17 protein-coding genes are annotated in these 17,228 nt (G+C 37.1%); 4 read left to right on the forward strand and 13 right to left on the reverse strand.

Annotated elements, in window-relative coordinates:
• Positions 1 to 7: 7 nt before the first annotated feature.
• Entirely contained in the window at positions 8 to 427 is a 420-nt protein-coding gene (locus J7W16_RS14030; protein ID WP_210597945.1) for a MarR family winged helix-turn-helix transcriptional regulator, read from the reverse strand.
• A 190-nt stretch (positions 428 to 617) separates the two neighbouring features.
• Positions 618 to 3,800 carry a DEAD/DEAH box helicase gene (locus tag J7W16_RS14035; protein WP_210597946.1) on the reverse strand — a complete coding sequence of 1,061 codons (3,183 nt, stop codon included), beginning with the start codon at positions 3,798 to 3,800 and terminating at the stop codon, positions 618 to 620.
• A 293-nt stretch (positions 3,801 to 4,093) separates the two neighbouring features.
• Between J7W16_RS14035 and J7W16_RS14040 the strand changes: the two genes are divergently transcribed.
• From J7W16_RS14040 to J7W16_RS14055, 4 genes are all read left to right on the forward strand, one after another.
• Complete coding sequence (locus J7W16_RS14040) at positions 4,094 to 4,546, forward strand: DUF305 domain-containing protein (RefSeq protein ID WP_210597947.1); 453 nt, start codon at positions 4,094 to 4,096, stop codon at positions 4,544 to 4,546.
• 264 nt (positions 4,547 to 4,810) lie between these two features.
• A complete protein-coding gene (locus tag J7W16_RS14045; protein ID WP_210597948.1) occupies positions 4,811 to 5,335 on the forward strand; it encodes a DUF421 domain-containing protein in 525 nt (174 codons plus the stop codon).
• Between the two features lie 267 nt (positions 5,336 to 5,602).
• On the forward strand, positions 5,603 to 6,115 hold the full coding sequence (locus J7W16_RS14050) for a hypothetical protein (RefSeq protein WP_210597949.1): 513 nt from the start codon (positions 5,603 to 5,605) through the stop codon (positions 6,113 to 6,115).
• 212 nt (positions 6,116 to 6,327) lie between these two features.
• The gene (locus J7W16_RS14055) at positions 6,328 to 6,876 is read left to right on the forward strand and encodes a hypothetical protein (protein WP_210597950.1); all 549 of its coding nucleotides are present in this window, start codon (positions 6,328 to 6,330) and stop codon (positions 6,874 to 6,876) included.
• A gap of 78 nt (positions 6,877 to 6,954) precedes the next feature.
• Here the strand turns inward: J7W16_RS14055 and J7W16_RS14060 are convergent, their stop codons facing one another.
• The 11 genes from J7W16_RS14060 to J7W16_RS14110 form a co-directional block, all read right to left on the reverse strand.
• Complete coding sequence (locus tag J7W16_RS14060; RefSeq protein ID WP_210597951.1) at positions 6,955 to 7,671, reverse strand: hypothetical protein; 717 nt, start codon at positions 7,669 to 7,671, stop codon at positions 6,955 to 6,957.
• A gap of 69 nt (positions 7,672 to 7,740) precedes the next feature.
• Entirely contained in the window at positions 7,741 to 11,382 is a 3,642-nt protein-coding gene (locus tag J7W16_RS14065) for a multicopper oxidase domain-containing protein (RefSeq protein ID WP_210597952.1), read from the reverse strand.
• A gap of 14 nt (positions 11,383 to 11,396) precedes the next feature.
• Positions 11,397 to 11,705, reverse strand: coding sequence for a hypothetical protein (locus J7W16_RS14070; protein WP_246880011.1), 309 nt, complete (start codon positions 11,703 to 11,705; stop codon positions 11,397 to 11,399).
• Between the two features lie 12 nt (positions 11,706 to 11,717).
• Positions 11,718 to 12,017: a hypothetical protein gene (locus tag J7W16_RS14075; RefSeq protein WP_210597953.1), complete on the reverse strand. Its 300-nt coding sequence runs from the start codon at positions 12,015 to 12,017 to the stop codon at positions 11,718 to 11,720.
• A 35-nt stretch (positions 12,018 to 12,052) separates the two neighbouring features.
• Positions 12,053 to 12,760 carry a hypothetical protein gene (locus J7W16_RS14080; protein WP_210597954.1) on the reverse strand — a complete coding sequence of 236 codons (708 nt, stop codon included), beginning with the start codon at positions 12,758 to 12,760 and terminating at the stop codon, positions 12,053 to 12,055.
• A 105-nt stretch (positions 12,761 to 12,865) separates the two neighbouring features.
• Positions 12,866 to 13,462, reverse strand: a complete 597-nt coding sequence (locus J7W16_RS14085) for an SCO family protein (protein WP_210597955.1) — start codon at positions 13,460 to 13,462, stop codon at positions 12,866 to 12,868.
• 72 nt (positions 13,463 to 13,534) lie between these two features.
• Complete coding sequence (locus tag J7W16_RS14090) at positions 13,535 to 13,996, reverse strand: hypothetical protein (RefSeq protein ID WP_210597956.1); 462 nt, start codon at positions 13,994 to 13,996, stop codon at positions 13,535 to 13,537.
• An 11-nt stretch (positions 13,997 to 14,007) separates the two neighbouring features.
• Positions 14,008 to 14,319: a hypothetical protein gene (locus tag J7W16_RS14095; protein ID WP_246880012.1), complete on the reverse strand. Its 312-nt coding sequence runs from the start codon at positions 14,317 to 14,319 to the stop codon at positions 14,008 to 14,010.
• Positions 14,320 to 14,865: 546 nt separating this feature from the next.
• A complete protein-coding gene (locus tag J7W16_RS14100; protein ID WP_210597958.1) occupies positions 14,866 to 15,513 on the reverse strand; it encodes a GntR family transcriptional regulator in 648 nt (215 codons plus the stop codon).
• 150 nt (positions 15,514 to 15,663) lie between these two features.
• On the reverse strand, positions 15,664 to 16,410 hold the full coding sequence (locus J7W16_RS14105) for a tyrosine-protein phosphatase (protein WP_210597959.1): 747 nt from the start codon (positions 16,408 to 16,410) through the stop codon (positions 15,664 to 15,666).
• 17 nt (positions 16,411 to 16,427) lie between these two features.
• Positions 16,428 to 17,222, reverse strand: coding sequence for a PhnE/PtxC family ABC transporter permease (locus tag J7W16_RS14110; RefSeq protein WP_210597960.1), 795 nt, complete (start codon positions 17,220 to 17,222; stop codon positions 16,428 to 16,430).
• Between the last annotated feature and the right edge of the window lie 6 nt (positions 17,223 to 17,228).

Here is a 17,228-nt window from a genome sequence, read left to right on the forward strand (position 1 = left end):
AAAATTTTTATTTAATATTATTGTAAATTTTAAATAAAGACTGGATAAAAGTGTTGGTCTCATCCTCGCCCATTCCTTGAAAAGCTTGGTCTTGAATTGTCATGACCTCAGGATACACTTGAGTAATTAACTCACGTCCTTTTGGTGTAATAGATAATACTACAGCCCTTCGATCATTAGGATCTTCCTTTCGAACGACTAAATCCTTTTTTACTACTTTATCTAGGATTTTACCAACGGTCGTCTGATCCCTTTCCGTTTGTTCAGCAAGTTTCTTTTGTGAAAGACCATCCATTTTATTTAATTGGCTAATGATGGAGAATTGCTCAACTGTTAAATCATGCTTTGTTAAAAGACGTGTAACTGACCTTCTAAAAGCTAAATAGGTTCTTGCTAATTCCAGTCCTAACTCAATTTCTCGCTCCATTTTGTTCTCCTTTCTAACTCTAAATAGTTGCACTACCTATTATTGCACATGCATGTAATTTTACTGATTTGAGTAACTTTCGTCAATTCTTTTTTCAAAACGAAAATTAAACGCACACTTTTTTTCAAAGAGCATGCGTTTAATTGCTTTCATTAGAATCATATAGTTTTTTTACAATTTCCTATTACTACTATACTTTCAATATTTCACGAATATCTGCTTCAGATAATGATGTAGTTACTTGCTCTTGTGCATCTATAATTTCTGCAACGAGATCCTTCTTTTTCTCCTGGAGTATATTCATTTTTTCTTCGATCGTTCCACGAGCAACTAGCTTAATCACATTCACCACGTTTTCTTGTCCCATTCTATGTGCTCGATCTGCAGCCTGCTCCTCAATTGCAGGATTCCACCATAGATCATATAAGATCACCGTATCAGCCCCTGTTAAATTAAGCCCTGTTCCACCAGCCTTTAAGGAGATAAGAAACAAATCTCTCTCACCAGCATTAAACCGATTGCAGAGCTCTACTCTTTCCTTCGAGGGGGTTTGTCCATCTAGGTAAAAATACTGCTGTCCTCTCAAGTGAATTTCCCTTCCAATTAAATCAAGCATTTTAGTGAATTGTGAGAATATCAGTACTCTTCTTCCAGCAAGTCTTGATTCTTCTAGAATCGTTAGGAGCTGTTCGAATTTTGCAGAGCTTCCATTATAGCCATCAACGAACAGAGCAGGATGACAACAAATTTGGCGTAAACGCGTCAATCCAGCTAATATTTTTATTCGATTTTTGCGAAGAGTGTCCTTATCTAAATGCTTTAACGTTTCATGTCGGAGCTTTGCCAAATAAGCTGCATAGAGCTTCTTTTGTTCTGGAAATAAATCTACTGATTCAAGTGACTCAATCTTTTCAGGTAACTCAGCAAGAACATCTTCTTTTACTCTTCGAAGTAAAAATGGACGAACCCTAGTGGCGATATCCTTCCTTGAGAGTTGACTGTATTCTTTTAATCCTTGAAATAACTGCGGGAAAACAACATAATAAATCGACCAAAGCTCTTCAATTGAATTTTCAACTGGTGTTCCTGTTAGGCCGAAATAATGATTTGCCTTTATCTTTTTTACAGCACGAGCTGTTTGTGTTACTGGATTCTTAAATGCTTGAGCCTCATCAAAAAATGCAGTATGAAATGTCCGTTTCTCATATATGCCACTATCACGCCGGAGCAAAGGATATGACGTGATGATAACATCTACATCCCCACTATCGTTTAATAATGCTTCTCTTTGAACTTGATTTCCATCAATAACGATCGCTTGTATGTCAGGGGCGAATTTTGCAATCTCATTTAACCAGTTATAGGTTAAAGATGACGGACAGACAATAAGGACAGGTTGGTGCTTTTCTCGTATATTTGAGATCTCAGACAGAATAAACGTAATGCTTTGCAATGTTTTACCAAGTCCCATATCATCAGCTAGCACTCCACCAAAACCATAACTAGCAATCATTTTCATCCATTGATATCCTTGTTTCTGATAGTCTCTTAAGATGTGTTCCAAACTAGCCGGAATCTCATAGCTCAAGTGTTCTCGATTAAAGACAGTATCGAGGAATTGCTGAAACGATTTCTCAGCCTTAAAAATGTCGCTATCCTCGATACTATCTATAAATCTCAGACTTTCAATAACAGGTATTGTTAATGTCCCCTCAAAATCTTCTTCCTGTGTAGGAACTGCATTTAGAAATCGTTGTATTTCTTTCATCTCGTTCGTTTCAAGAGATAGGAGAGCCCCGTTCCGAAGACGATAATATTTCCTTTTTTCTTCTAATGCTTCTAAAATTTCTTTGATTTGTTTATCTGCAATTCCATCCATTTCAAATTTGAACTCAAGCCAGTTTGTTCGTTCTTTGACCTTTACTCTTATTTTAGGATGGGTATTCTTTTTTATAATGCGATTTCTTACCGCAGTGGTTGCGTAAATTTGTGTCATTTTCTGAAGCTCTGGCATTTTGTGATATAAAAAATCATATTCAAGTGCTTCATTTTGCATATAATAACCGCCATCTGTTTTTGAGAAACCGCTGCTTTCCATCAGCTCGAGAATTTCATTTTCCAGGTCCAAATCCCTGATCAACATCGGTCCAGTTGGAATGTCACGATTCTCTAATGGTTGGATAATAACATGATCATATTGGAACTCTAATCCCGCAAGTAATCTGTTTTTGAGACGATCCAAATACAATTTGGCGACAAGGGGTGTTTTTATAAGTTTCTGTGATAATGTATTGGCTAACTGAACCGTGCCAAGCTTTTTCAGACCAGGAACGATCTTCTCTAAGAAGAGTCCGATTTGTTGATTAGGAATAGAAATAATAGTCATACTAGGAGACGCTAGCATCTGCTTTAGTTCAAACAAACGTTGACAATTCTCATCTTCTAGCTGAAAGATCGTTCCTTCATAAATGACAGATCGATACATAGGCAAAACCACCATGCGATCAAATCCTTTGATCATCAATTGATAGTTTCCACCTTCTCTCTCTTCAAATTTGAACTCCAAAGGCGGTGGACCCTCTTCTACACGTAACTTGCCACTATGCTCAAACACCGAGAATGGGGCTTCTGTAAGTATCGGTAAGAGTCTCTCCCAAGAGGAAGGTGGAATAAATAAAGTTTGCTTCGAAGCAATGAGACTTGCATTTAGAAAGGCCTTCTCATCATCAACAATCTCAATGAGTTGATGAATTACTCGATCTGTCTCAACTAAAAAGCAGTGGTTGTTTGGATCGTAGTTGCTATTACTCGACACTGTCATAGCTCGACCCATTTTCACAGCTTGAAGAAAGCTTCTTAAAGATTGTATTCTTACACCATTAATTTCGATTTCTAATCCAATTACATATTGACCCTTCCCATATAGAACGGGCTTACAAATAAATTTAACATTAAGAATATCTCTTTTTTCAAAGTAGCGTTGGTGTCCGCTCGTCCTTTTTCGGTTTTCTTGAAAAAGCATGATAAAGTTTTCTGTTAGCTCACGGTTATCTATTTGCGTAGCTTGTAATTCGTGTGTTGTAGGTAGATTCTTTCTTAGGTCACGAAGAGCGATTAGAACAGCAGCAACATGTTGACAGCCCTTTTCAAAATTAGCCAACTTCGGACAACTACATATTGACTGAATGTCGTCATTTTCCTCTTGAATCGTTACATTGAAGTCATCATTTGTTCCTTTAACGATCGCTGAACAAAAATCATGTTGATGCTGATTGATTATTACTTTATTTGAGCGATAAAAAAAGTCCCCTTTTTTAAAGGCCACGATCCCACACATTTCTTTTATCATTTTATCTGTTACATTGATTCTCATTTCTTCACCCACCCCCTCTCGTTGTTAGCTTGTTAAACTTCTTATCTATGAATTGTTAAGAATTGATTTATCGATCATACAAATTCTAGTTTAAATTATAATAGCAACTTGCACAATTTGTTACTTTTGTGACCACTGTATTCCTAACAATCAGTTATCTTCACAAACAAGAAAATAACGCTTCCAAGAAGCCAATTTAGATATTTATTGGTGTAATGTATGAAACTACTTGGTTATTTTATTTAGATCTAGGGTATTTATTAGTAACCATATAAATAAAGGAGTGTCTTATTTTGAAACCATATCTTAAATTTGCTGGTATGATTGTAGTTTCTACCATTGTCATGTTTATTTTTAAATATTTAAGTACGTATAATGTCGATCATATCTTTTTTAGTGAGACTAGAGCCTATATGGCTTTGTTAATGGGCGCGACAATGACAATCATCATGCTAGGTTTTATGCTACATATGCTAAAGAACCGTAAAGTTAATATAGGGATTGCTGCAGTAAGTATCATTGTCTTTTCCCTCTCGCTGTTCATGTTACGCAGTCAAACGACGGTTGACGACAGTGATTACATGGAGGCTATGATCCCTCATCACTCTATCGCTATTTTAACAAGTGAACGTGCCGACATTTCAGATCCAAGAGTGCGTGATCTCGCTGATGGAATTATAGAGACCCAACGTAATGAAATTGCTAAAATGAAAAATTTAATAGAAGATCTCGAGGATGAAGAATAGAGCTTCCTTTGAGACAATTTTTCTGAGATTGGAGCAAGAGGCTGGGACATAACTAAAGTGTTTAACTGAAATACCGAACAATGCGATAATGTAGCGTATGAAATATACGAAGACTCAAAGCGAAGTATATTTTAAGAGCGGTTTACGTCCACCAACCACTATTGTTCGGATTTTCTATTAGTTAAATTACCTTTGTCCTAGCCCTCTATCATGAGACGTAGCCCCAAACCTGGACATATGAATATAACAAAGGAGAACGCTACTATGTTTGATTCTTTTCTTTTTGATAGTTCAAAGGATCTTTTATGGATTTTTCTAATGTCTTTGTTAATCTATCCTTCACTTGTTTTTATCTTAAGAGTATTTGGTAAAAGAACGCTAACTAATGTCAATATGTTTGACTTCATTATTACAGTTGCTTACGGTAATGTTCTATCGAGCATTATCATAACAAAAAGTATCTCTTATGCAGACGGGGTATTAGTGCTATTCATGCTGACAGCACTTCAAATGATCCTTTCTAAGCTACAAGTGAAGTTTGCCTTTTTTGCAAACTTAATTAAGGCCAAGCCTGTTTTTCTTTATTATCAAGGTGAGTTCAATGAGGAGATCATTAAGCGTGAAAAGTTTAGAAAAGAGGATTTACGACAAGCATTACGAAAAAATGGTATGACTTCCTTTGAACAAGCTGAGGCATTAATTTTAGAAGGAGATGGCACAATCAGTGCAATGGAAAAAAGGGAAAATAGCAGCAATGATGCTCTAGTGGATGTGAGATGGAATAGATAACGATCATACATAGAGAAAAATATTTAAACAAATCGCATTCTCATTAATTGAGAATGCGATTTTTAGTTATATAGCAGGAAGAAACCCATGAAAACTCTCCTATCACTGTTCACATTTTCTGGAATAATAGGTGGTTTCGTCCACTCAAACTCACTTGATCATCATAGGATATTGTAACTACATTTTTAAGAAATATCAGACTCCATTCGAGATTGACCAGACAAAATGAAATTGTTGTCTAACTAACAAAAAGGAGGTACGACAAGTATGAGGAAACATAAATACTGTTCAAAGTGCGGACATAAATTAAGCACTTATCACGACCACAAAAATCATCATCACCATAAAACTAACTGTCATTCAGATCACTATGATTATCATCGTGGTTATCACTGTAATCATTCTCATCATCACGATTGTGATTGTCACTACCATCATCGACATTTATGTGATGATGATTTCCGTTTACGTTTAGGTGGACTTCATGGCGGATTAAACTTTAGACTCAGACAACTTATTGGTTGTGATGTTGAGATTGAATTAGAAAACAATGAGATTTTACATGGAAAAGTGTGTTATGTCGGATCAAATTTTGTTGAGTTGCAGGTAGAAGAACGTAGCACAGCATCAACCGATGATGAAGAACGAGAAAATGCAACCGATGAGGACGCAAAGGATACTCATTCAAATGATGAAAACTGTCACAACACGATCTTTTCAATAGATAAAATTGAAAACGTTAAGTACCCTTCAAAATGCCGACCTGATCACGATCATTGAATGCTTTAATTTTGAAATGAGGCTGGGACAAAAGTGATTGAACTAATAGACACAATGATAGTTAGCGGACATAAACCGCTCCTGAAATATACTTCGCTACGTGATAGCTTTGTTCGGTGTTTCAGCTAAAAACTTTAGTTATGTCCCAGCCTCTTTTTACTAATTGTCATATCGAATGTTATTAAGTATGTAGCATGAAGGGAGTTTATTTAATGAAACATCTTGCTGATAGTCAGAAGCATCGCAGTAAGTTAAGAATGCTACTAAGATCATATTTAATCCTTACTCTTTTAAACGGCCCTCTCTTCAAAAAATGTAATAAGGAGGAGCCAGAAGGAGATTTAAATAGCGAGATACTTGAAGGGCTAGTTAGACAACTAAATCGAACGATGCTTCCTATAGACAACCAACCTTTCGAACCTGCCTCTTTGTTACCATCAAACTCAGACCAACAAAACAATTACTCTGTCAGCCATAAAAGCCATAAAGAAGTAAAAGAAGCTGAACCAAAAATAGAAAAACGAATTAAGAATACCAATAAGGATATACTCGATGACCAGACAGAGGAGCCTCCTTCTAAGCAATGTGTTGAAGATCAATATAAGAACCGTGAAATAAAAGAAAGTGTAAACGAATCTCTACACCAAGTAGATGACAGTTCTGTCCATCATCAGATTGAGTACGACACCCAGAAAGACACTAGTACAATTAAACTCGTTCCTATTGACAAGATAAAAGCGATCACATTTAAAAGAAACTAATAGTTCGCATCTGTAAGATTTGAAATCTAAGATTATCTTTAAACAAAAAAACAGCCTTTCGTTTGGAAAGCTGTTTTTTTATCGTTTTTCTAATAAAACGATACTTTTAAGTGGAATGATTTTCATTTCTTCTTTGACTTTAACCACAATTGATTCCTTATTAACATCTTTTAATAGGCCTTCAAAGAACTCATCGTCCAGATAAACCTTCACTCTTTTAGCCTCAAGAAGTAACAAATAGACGTGTAGTCCCATTCGAAAAAAAATTTGTAATAATTCTGGAGACGCTGAAACAACTTCACCGAAGTGGTATGTTAAATCACGTCTAAAACAGGGATCAATCGTGCGTAATTCAAGTACGTGCTTTGGCTTCGCATAACGACCAACTATATTAATTTCACCTATGAACTGAAAAGGGACAATTCTATCTACCTTACTATTATGAAGAAGCACAAAGTCAAATCCTACAAGAAATACTCTTCCTTCTACCTTTTTTGGTGTTTCAAGATTAAGCATGATTTCAACTTCTAGTCCGATGACACCATCAAAAATCTGTTGAAACATTTGATTAGAAGGTATATCGTCTCCAAGACCAAGCATTAGCAATAAAGCATTGGCCTCATCAATTTTCTCCTCTATCTCCTCAAGCTCTTCTTCTGTTACACAACTTGTAGGTGAAGGAACCATTGGTGTAGGGTAGCGCTCAGGACAACAGCAATCAGGGATAAAGAATTCTAATGGATCTTTCTCTTCTACCTGTAATTTCTGAGTAGCTTTATGTTTATTGATTTCCATATCCTCACCACCTTTCGATCATTTTATGATGAGGATATTGGTTTCGATTGGGGTACAACCTATAACTCTCTACTTTTTTAACGGCGGTAGATGCTTTTGAATATCTTTGTGCACCCTCATAATTCCCCACATTCCTTGTTCAATGTCCCACATGATGTTCCCAGAGCGATACATAAAATCACCAGTTTCGCGTTTGATCCCTCCTGCACCACCTAAAAGCTCCAAATCTCGCTTCGAACCAGCAACATTAAATCCGACAAATGAATCAATTCGTGAATCAATATCCCTGACGTCAAATTTCCAATTATGCCCATGCAGATGGAATGTATGTGTTCGTCTTCTTTCTGCTGGAGTTACTAACCGAATCGTAACCGGATCTCCAGCATAACTCTCAAAGATCAGTGTTGCAGGATCGCCGAATTCTTTTGAGCTAAACAATTCGTGCAGCACAGGGTGTTCCCTGTATCGATTGATTAAGCGTTCAGATCGATAATTAAAGCCCCTGGATCCTTGATCATACGTGTCTACTTCTTCAACTCCTTCTTCATCTGAAGCTAATAACACTCCATCAATTGGGTCAACAATAAATTGTTTATTTTCGTCTAAAAGTCTAACACCATCATGCATTATTAAAACAAACTCTCTAATATCAGGTAGATAAGGATTTCTAATGATGACATTGGCCCCAGTACGAACAGGCTTCAATGTGTACGGATCAAGATATTCACTGAATCTATTCTCAGTTACAAAAGCACCAAAGGCCCCTTGTGATTTATGATTTCGAATGTCAGCCATATCCCACATCCCACAAGCTCCTACATTTGCATTAACAAACCAACGATAGGTTTTTGATTCTCCAGGCCCCACCGTCTGATCGCCGTTAAAACCTACTGTTTCTCCTGCTGATGTTTTCACATCGTAATCAACAAGTTGAGGATGCAGAGAGATTCGTAATGATGGTGGATAAAAAGCCTGCTCCTTCACAGCGGGATATGGGTATATGCCATCTTGAAAAGGAAAGAGCTCCAACTTCAGGAAGCTAGTTAAAGTCACCTCAACAGTGTCACCTACATTCGCACGAATAATTAACGGTTCAGGATCTCTTTTCCCTTTCACAATATCATCCATATCCTCCATCAAGGAAAACATGATCCCATGTGGATCGTGATCTCCATAGCTGTTATAGGTAATAGGAACTTGGAACGCAACAATATCAAACGTTTTCAATTGTAAATGATCCCTATCACTTATACTTTCTAGTTTCGCCTCAGGAACTTTCTCACATGGTTCCGGAAGGATTTTCGTTCGCTTCTGCGGCTTAAATCGATCTTCTAACGGTATTAAATCAGGTACTCTCTGATCATAAGCCCGAATCAGTCCCCATAAACCGTTCCAAAGATCTTCTTCTGTTTCAAAAGCCCATAAATAGTCACCAGATCTTGGTATATATGTTTCAAATGTAAATGATTCAGAGATTCCGATATGCTGTTGGTTGGCTAGTTCTGAAGAAAGGTCGCCACGTTCCTTCAGCCATCTTAGACCGTGAAGATTGAAACTATGCGATTCTTCCTGTGCCCCTTGAAGCAAGCGGATCCGAATAGGGTCCCCCTCATAAGCTCGAAGGATCGGCGTAATTGGATCTCCTTTCACATAAGAACTAAACGAATAAGCAGGATCGCATTCTTTTCCAAGTCGAAATTGCAATGGTTCATTTTTATAGTTGACCCCAAACAAACCTGGATCGTCCTGTGAACCTGGAAACTCTGGTGGATTTAGTGGCTTTTTGTTTCGATCAAAAAGCAATGCAAAATCATGGACAAATAATACCAGGTCACGATAATCGGGAATGAGAGGATTTTTTGTAGTAATTTGTGTTCCATGAAAGACCTCTTCCCCTGTTTTTGAGTCTAAAAATTTTGTGAATCTTGGTTGGATAACCCCTGAGCCAAAAACACCATGTTGCTGATCCGTCGCTGCAAATAAATGATCATGGAAAAACCATGCTTTTAACTCAACATCTGCAAAATATTCGTATTTAATCGTCTCTCCTGGTAACACGGAAGAATCATAATTCCAACCGACGTTCGCTCCATCATTTACTAGAGTATCGAACTTCACAAAATGAATATGCATAGAGGCTTCATACGTTCTTGTAACTAGTTGGAACGCATCACCATCCAATATATGTGGCATTCGGTTGGTGAAGTTAATGCGAATACTTGTATTAGCTGTTGAATGAATAACCAAGGGTTCCGGTTCCTTTTTTCCTGCTAGGATATCGTCAACGTCTTCATCCAGTACATAAAACCTTGCCTTTGGATCATGCCAACCTTGCTTGTTATAAACGATTGGGAATTCGATTAGAGAAATATTAAATTCTATCATTGGACTATTTTGCGGTGTTGGATCTGAAAAGACAGCACCAGGACGGGGATTAGCTATTGCTGCATTGCGTTCGAGCTCTGTCAATCCTCTTCCATCCACAATTCCTAAAGGTGGCCTTGGCGCCTTAAAGCCAACCTTTCCTGGGATAAAGTTTGGAAACCCAGGTTTTTCTTTGGTTGGTTTAGGTGGAGCTGGCCGATCAGGCAGTGGTTGAAGTCGTTGAATAGGAACACCATTTGGATAACATTGACTACCATCCTGTAGCGTATTAAAAATCCGATTCATCCCCCACATCCCTACCATAAAATGCGGATAAAGATGACAATGAATAATGGTATCTCCAAATGAACCTTGCAAACTTCCTAAGCCATATAGCGGTTCAATTGTATAATGAGTTTGTGGACTCACTGATTGCGAATCAATGATATTCGACTCTATATTCTGATGATCCGAAAACCATTGATGAACATGATAATGAAAAACATGCGTCTCTTTCATACCGGCGTGAACAAGTCGAATCCGTGCTGGGTCTCCTACATACCCTTTTAAAATCGGTGTTGCAGGATCGCCATATACCCATGAGTCATGATGAACCTCCTCACCATCACAATCTGGACACACGACACCCTCGCTAATTAACTGCTGCCGCCTGTGCATTGGTTCATAACGATAATTAACTCCGTGGAAGGATTCTGTTTCTTGGTTGGTCATTGGATCAATCGGGTTATTGCCTGTAAGATCATCTATTTCCATTTCATCATGAAAGATCCAAGCGTATTCACGATGAGAAGGCAGCAAAGGATGATGAATATCAGCATCAATCCCACAGTTCATTGGTTTTCCTGTTACAGGATCGGTCCACCAAGAAAACCGTCTTTCAACAAAGAGAGCACCGAATAAACCATTTGAGTTCGATCCGTTTTCACTGCTTGAAGGATTCCCCAAGTCTGAGAAAAAACAGATCCCTTCTTTTACCGCACGAATTTTATATAAAAGGCTCTTTCCTGGTGCAACGGTCGAATCCTCGTTGAAGCCTACATATGCACCATCGGATTGACAGACATTGTATTCAGCATCTTGAAAATGCATTCCCGCGTGAAAAGGAACTTTATTTTCAAAAAGGATTTCCACTTCATCACCTTCATTTGCCCGAATAACAAGGGGACGGACTAGCTCAACAGGTGTAAAGGGATTCTTTCTCACAAGCTCTCTAACCTTATCTTCATTCTCCTTCAGTACGTACATATATCCATTTGGATTATGATCTCCAAATGTGTTGACGACGATTCGAATTGGAATCGCGACAACATGATAGTATCGTCTCATGGAGTGTCCCCCTTTTAGCATTCTTTTAGATTGGGAATCTTAGGGCCATTTTCTTTCTCAATATAAAACACTTCAACATTGTGAATATGAACTGTCCACTCACTATCCTCTAATGCAGCTACTGAGGTTGTCTCAACATCTAATACTGCCATATCCTCAACGACATCTTTTATTTTGCCGACGAACATAAACGGAAAAGAAGGTGTTAGGATAAAGACTCTCTTACCAATTCCTCTTCTAAAAGCAGCAATCATTGCTTCATCATGAATCGCATTGACAGAAAAATCATCCATATTTACGAGTTGTTTATCAATAGGGTTCAAATAAATCCCCTCCTAAGTTAATGGAAATACTTGATCACATGGAATGTCTGAAGAAAACGAAGATATTTTTTCGATTGGAATACTTAATGGTAGCGGAAACTCATAGAAAGGTGCATTGACCATTTTTATCGTAACAGGTGATAATGTCACATGACCTCTAGTCACTTCGGTTACTGTTCCACAGAAAATGGGCCGAAACACCTGACCTAATAAATCAAGCTGTGATGATTCTGTAACGATTAACACTTCTTCATCGATTAGCTTTTCAAGGTTGCGATATAAACGATCTTCAATTTGTTTATTTTTTTCCATTTGACGTACCTCCCTAAAATAGTGAGTCAGGCATCTTACTTGTACATTCTTCTAAACATATCTGTAAACTTTCTAGCCAATTGAAACATTCTTATGGTAGAAACATAATGAATCTCAGTAAATTTTATATAGTGATGATCAGAGAAACTTCTAATATGAAGCAGATCTTTCTTGGCCTCTAAGATTTTCCCTATATGGTACGTATCGTTAACTCTGACCTTTACCCATGTCCCGCTCCATGAGTGAAGATTTGTTCGGAGTGTCTCTTCAAAAAATTGCTGAATTAAGGTATCTTTTCTTGCTACGGTTTTTCCAAATTGAGTAACCAATTTATTTTTTAGATCGTTATCATACAGAAAATGCTGATGTGAATTGGAGTAGGTCGGTGTACCATAGGGGATATTGGCTGAATCAATTGCTGTATAAGGAATCCAGATTCTATTTTGTAGATTGGTGAGCATGACAAAATCTCTTCCAATAGCAGTAACCTTCGCTTCAATTGGGACATCCTCTTCATTCTTCAGTATTACTACTACCTGCTGATTTCTTTTCATTTTAAAAAACATCTTTAATACAAGTGGCTTTCTTCTACTCTCATCATGTTTGGAAATATTAAAAAGGCTAGCTTGATTCATGTACTCTGTTAAAATTCTGGTCTCTTCGCTTGAAACAGCACTTGTTGGAGAGGAAAATGTTTTGGGAAGAGTTTTTTTTATAATCGTTTGTTCATCTTTATGGGTCATGATCTCACCCCTACCCTACCTAATTGAAAGACTGTTAATAACCTAACTTGACTTCCTCACTCGTAGTTCTTATATCATATGGACTATAAGCTAGTAAGTCTTAAACTAATTCTCATTTATAAGTAACTGAATATTACTCACAAGCTCTTCTAGGTTAACGGCTTTACTATTCGTTGCCATATCATGATGCGACCGAATCGTATTACTAGCATCAACCAAGTACATTGTTGTGCTATGAGTGATAAAACCATCGGAAGTTTTTTCGTTGAACATACTAAATTGCTCGGTAATCTGTTTCGTTTGCTCTATAGAACCTCGTAAGAAAAACCAATTACTTGCGGCAACTCTAAAGTTTTCCTTATATTCAGTTATCTTTTCTACTGTGTCTACTTCAGGATCAAGTGTGATTAAAATGATCTGGTACTCAGAATCATCGAGCCCATCTTTTTTCAGCTTCTCTTGCAGGTTCTTTAAGTCCAAAATCGTTAGCGGGCACACATCGGGACATTTCGTATAAAAGAAAGTCACAAGCTTAATTTTGTCATTAGCCAGGTCGTAGTCACTTCCATCAAGTGCAGTAAAAATTGGTGCTTCAACTACTCTGAGCTTCGGTAATTCTACTGTCCGAGGCCAAAAGAAGAAGATAGCAAAAAATCCAGCAAGCATGCAGAAAGCAACAATGAACTTGAACCTAAAGTTCATAAACAAGCTCCTTTTTCATTATTCATTTAAATAGATTGCTTTCCGAGAAGAAGTGAATCTTCGTTGAACCTCCTAAACTTTTAGTGAGTATAAAATTAGACTAAGAGACATCGATAAAAGAAGAGTCGTAAACCCACTTAATTGGTATAGATTGAGGAGGATATCCGGCCCAGACTCGAGCGGTATTTTGCAAAGGGCTGGATCCTTGAGAACTTCCCCCATCATTACACCCATAGAACTACCAACAGCCCCACTATATAGACCTGTAAGAATAGAGTGGAATTTCACAAGTGAACCGAACAAGCATCCAATCATAATTCCGATAAACAAATTCAAGAAAAACAATGAGGTTAATTGTAAAGGAAGGGCAACTGTCACATGAAGACAAATGACCAATGTTGAAATCATCGTCGTAGTCATTGTTAGTGTCATTGCAAAACGATCATCATATAGCACTCTTTTCTTTCTTAAAATGCGATAACACATAATAACACTTATAAGATTCCAAAGGCCCAAAATATAGATTAAAAGCATACTCCACCCCTTTAGGACCTGATGATGGATACAATAATAAGTGAAATCGCAGCACCTATTAATCCCTCTAGTGCTACAATAAAAAGAAATTGGTCAGTAAGAATGGAGCCTATCATAGGAGACATCAGACCTAGCATGAGCCCATTACTAAATCCTGTTAAAAATGTTTGATAATCAAACAAAGCCCCGAATAGTCCCCCTATCACTATCCCAATCAGCGTAGATATGATGGTGATCACTGTAAAATGAAAAGGATATTGAAAAATTAATAATACTCCACTAATTAAGGCCATCATCCCTCCCGCAACAATCGCTATATTCATTCCTAACTGAAACCCTATAAACTTTCGACAACGAAAAATATAAAAATACAAGGCTATGATTACAACAAAATTTATATATAAAAGATAAATCATGTTAATATCGCCCACCATATCACCTCAAATTAAAATATGACCGATACATCTTGGCCTATGTATTTTTAAATTTCTTTATTTATAAAAGTTGATTTAATACAAAAAAGCCCTTTATGTAAAGGACTTCAGCCTGTCGACAAAGTCTTTCAGTCGACAGTGTTTTTGATTAGTAGTCAGGAGGTGCTCTTCGACCTCGCTACCGGGATGGGGGGCACGCACCCGCCGGCGGGCGTTGAACTAACCGGCTACGCCGGTGGATTTCAACCTGTGCTTTCCTCCTGCAGGAGTCGGCCCGTCCACCCCGTCCGCTTTTTCTAGTGCAAGAAGGAAACTTGCTTCTCTTCAAAGTAGAGACAGAGGTTTGTTTTTTTCTATAATATTACTGATAAAAATGAATAGAAGAGAATTTGTTATTTTGTACAATCACAACAAGAAACGGACCAACCATACTTTTCATATTCCAGAAGACATAATAATTCTTTCTCGGATTTTCCCGAAGGATTCTTTACATATTCGCTTAATACTAGAATACTCTTCCTTTCTAATTGCTTCATAAATGTCTTGATTTAATTCGTTTGCTGAATAGTGCTTTTGGTTAGGTGTTAATCTATAATTAACCATCGCCATTAGGATAAACTTATCCTTTAACCCATCCATTATTTCTAGCATTGTATGATTGTTAACAGATGAAATCATACAGCACGTAAAGAGAATATGGTTGTGAATATATGAATAATAGTCACCGTTCTTTTCTGCCTCAAATTGTTGGTCTAAATACATTTTCAACTTATCAAGGTTAAATCTATTGCCTCTTGACACCACTTCATCAACAGAAAGTTCTTGAAAGAATGAAATCAATTGCAAAATATCTAATGTCTCTTTCAATGAAATTTCTTTCACCTGAATTCCCCGGTTTTTAATCGATAAGACAAATCCCTCAGATTCCAGACGAGAGATTGCACCTCTAATAGGAGTGCGACTCATATTTAATTCTTTTGCTAATCCGTTTTCCGATAAAAACAGACCTGGCATATAAGTTGCATTAATTAAATTTTCCCGGATTTTTGCATAGGCGATATCGACCAATGATTGCTGAGTCATAATTTAGTTTCCTCTCTCACGAACATACAATAATTCTAATAAATACTACATTTTTCCACAAGACTATTTGAATTTTAAAAACGTCTACTAAGTTCAAGCAAATAAAAAAAGAAGCGTTTCTCAACACTTCTTAATGATACAGTATTTCTATTATGATACAACAGTTTTCCCTAGACCCAAGAATCGTTTCTTTACGCCATCAATCACATTCTGTCCCACACCTTTTAATAGTAAATATTGATCGATACTCTCATAGGTATCCAAGATGTATTCGTAGGCCATTAAAATATAGTCTCGCTGTGAGAATAACAGCTCCTTTGGAATATTTTCATACATTTTCTCGTATTGCTGAATTGACTCTAAATTCGTATAGGTTACCTCATAATTTGTGACAATATCTTTCTTTTCCACACCTGCTAATCCTAACAGCAACATAGCTAGTATACCAGTTCGATCCTTGCCCGCCTGACAATGAAAGACGATACAACCTTCTTCAGCTTGTTCAATTACATCAAAAATTCTCTTCACCGTATCGTTATTTTCTAATAATTGAATGTAAAAATCACCCATCGACATCTCAAAGAATGATTGCGTAATATCTGATACCCTTTCTGTAATGAATGGAATGTTATAATAACTACAAAAACCTTCTTTAGAAAGTGGGTTTTGATGTGTTTCGATCTCATCTTCCCCTCTTAAGTCAATGACGGTTTTCACTCCATACTCTTCTAGAAAGTCTATGTCCTCGCTCGAAAGCTTACTCATATCGCTTGACCTTAAAAAAGTATGCCACAATGTTTGTTGCCCATATTCAGTACTATAGCCACCTAGCTCCCGACAATTTTCCAGGCTTTTGATTGGTAAGCGAACCCAATTTAATTTAGCATTCTTTTTCATCTTCCTGTCCCCCTCTTCTAACTGCTCCCAAATTTTATATTGTTTTTAATCCGCGTCATCACCAGTTCTACACCAAACATGAGCAAACAAATCAAAATGACAATTGTTGTTGTTTGTGCATAGTTATATGTATTAATTGCTTGCGTTAATAAAAGTCCAATTCCTCCAACACCAATGATTCCTAGACCGATTGATTCGGAAAGATTCATTTCAAAGCAAACCGTTATCCATGCAACAAATGCTGTAATACAAAGCGGAATCAACCCGTGACAAATAATTTTGGACCGAGATGCTCCTGTTGACTTCATCGCCTCAATAATCTCACTACCTGATTCTTCAATACTAGCTGTAAACGTTTTGACCAGATAGCCAACAGCAGAAATTAAAATCGCAACAAATCCCGAAACATTACCAAATCCAAGACTAGCAATTACCATTAATCCCCATACCAATGAAGGAATAGAGCGAATGATCGCAAAAATCCCTTTAATACTAATAGCTAAAAATGGATTTGGTGCAATATTTGATGCAGCCAAAAAGCTTAGAAACATAGCGATAAAAATGGCTACAACCAATGTCAGCAACGCTAATGATAGACTTGTAACAATATTCAAAAGAGCTTCAGGAACAATAGAAATATCAATAGCCATCATTCTCCCTAAGACTTCAGGAACATTACTTAAGCGTTCTTGAAACTTTTGAATGTCTAAATTTATTAATTTCAAGGCTGCAACAAATACAACTCCTAATATAAAGATAAGTAGAATTGTCTTGCTTACATTTCCCTTTGAAGTAATACGAATATGCTCCATTTGACC

This window comes from Halalkalibacter suaedae (assembly GCF_017939705.1).
Classification (GTDB): Bacteria; Bacillota; Bacilli; order Bacillales; family Bacillaceae_D; genus Halalkalibacter; species Halalkalibacter suaedae.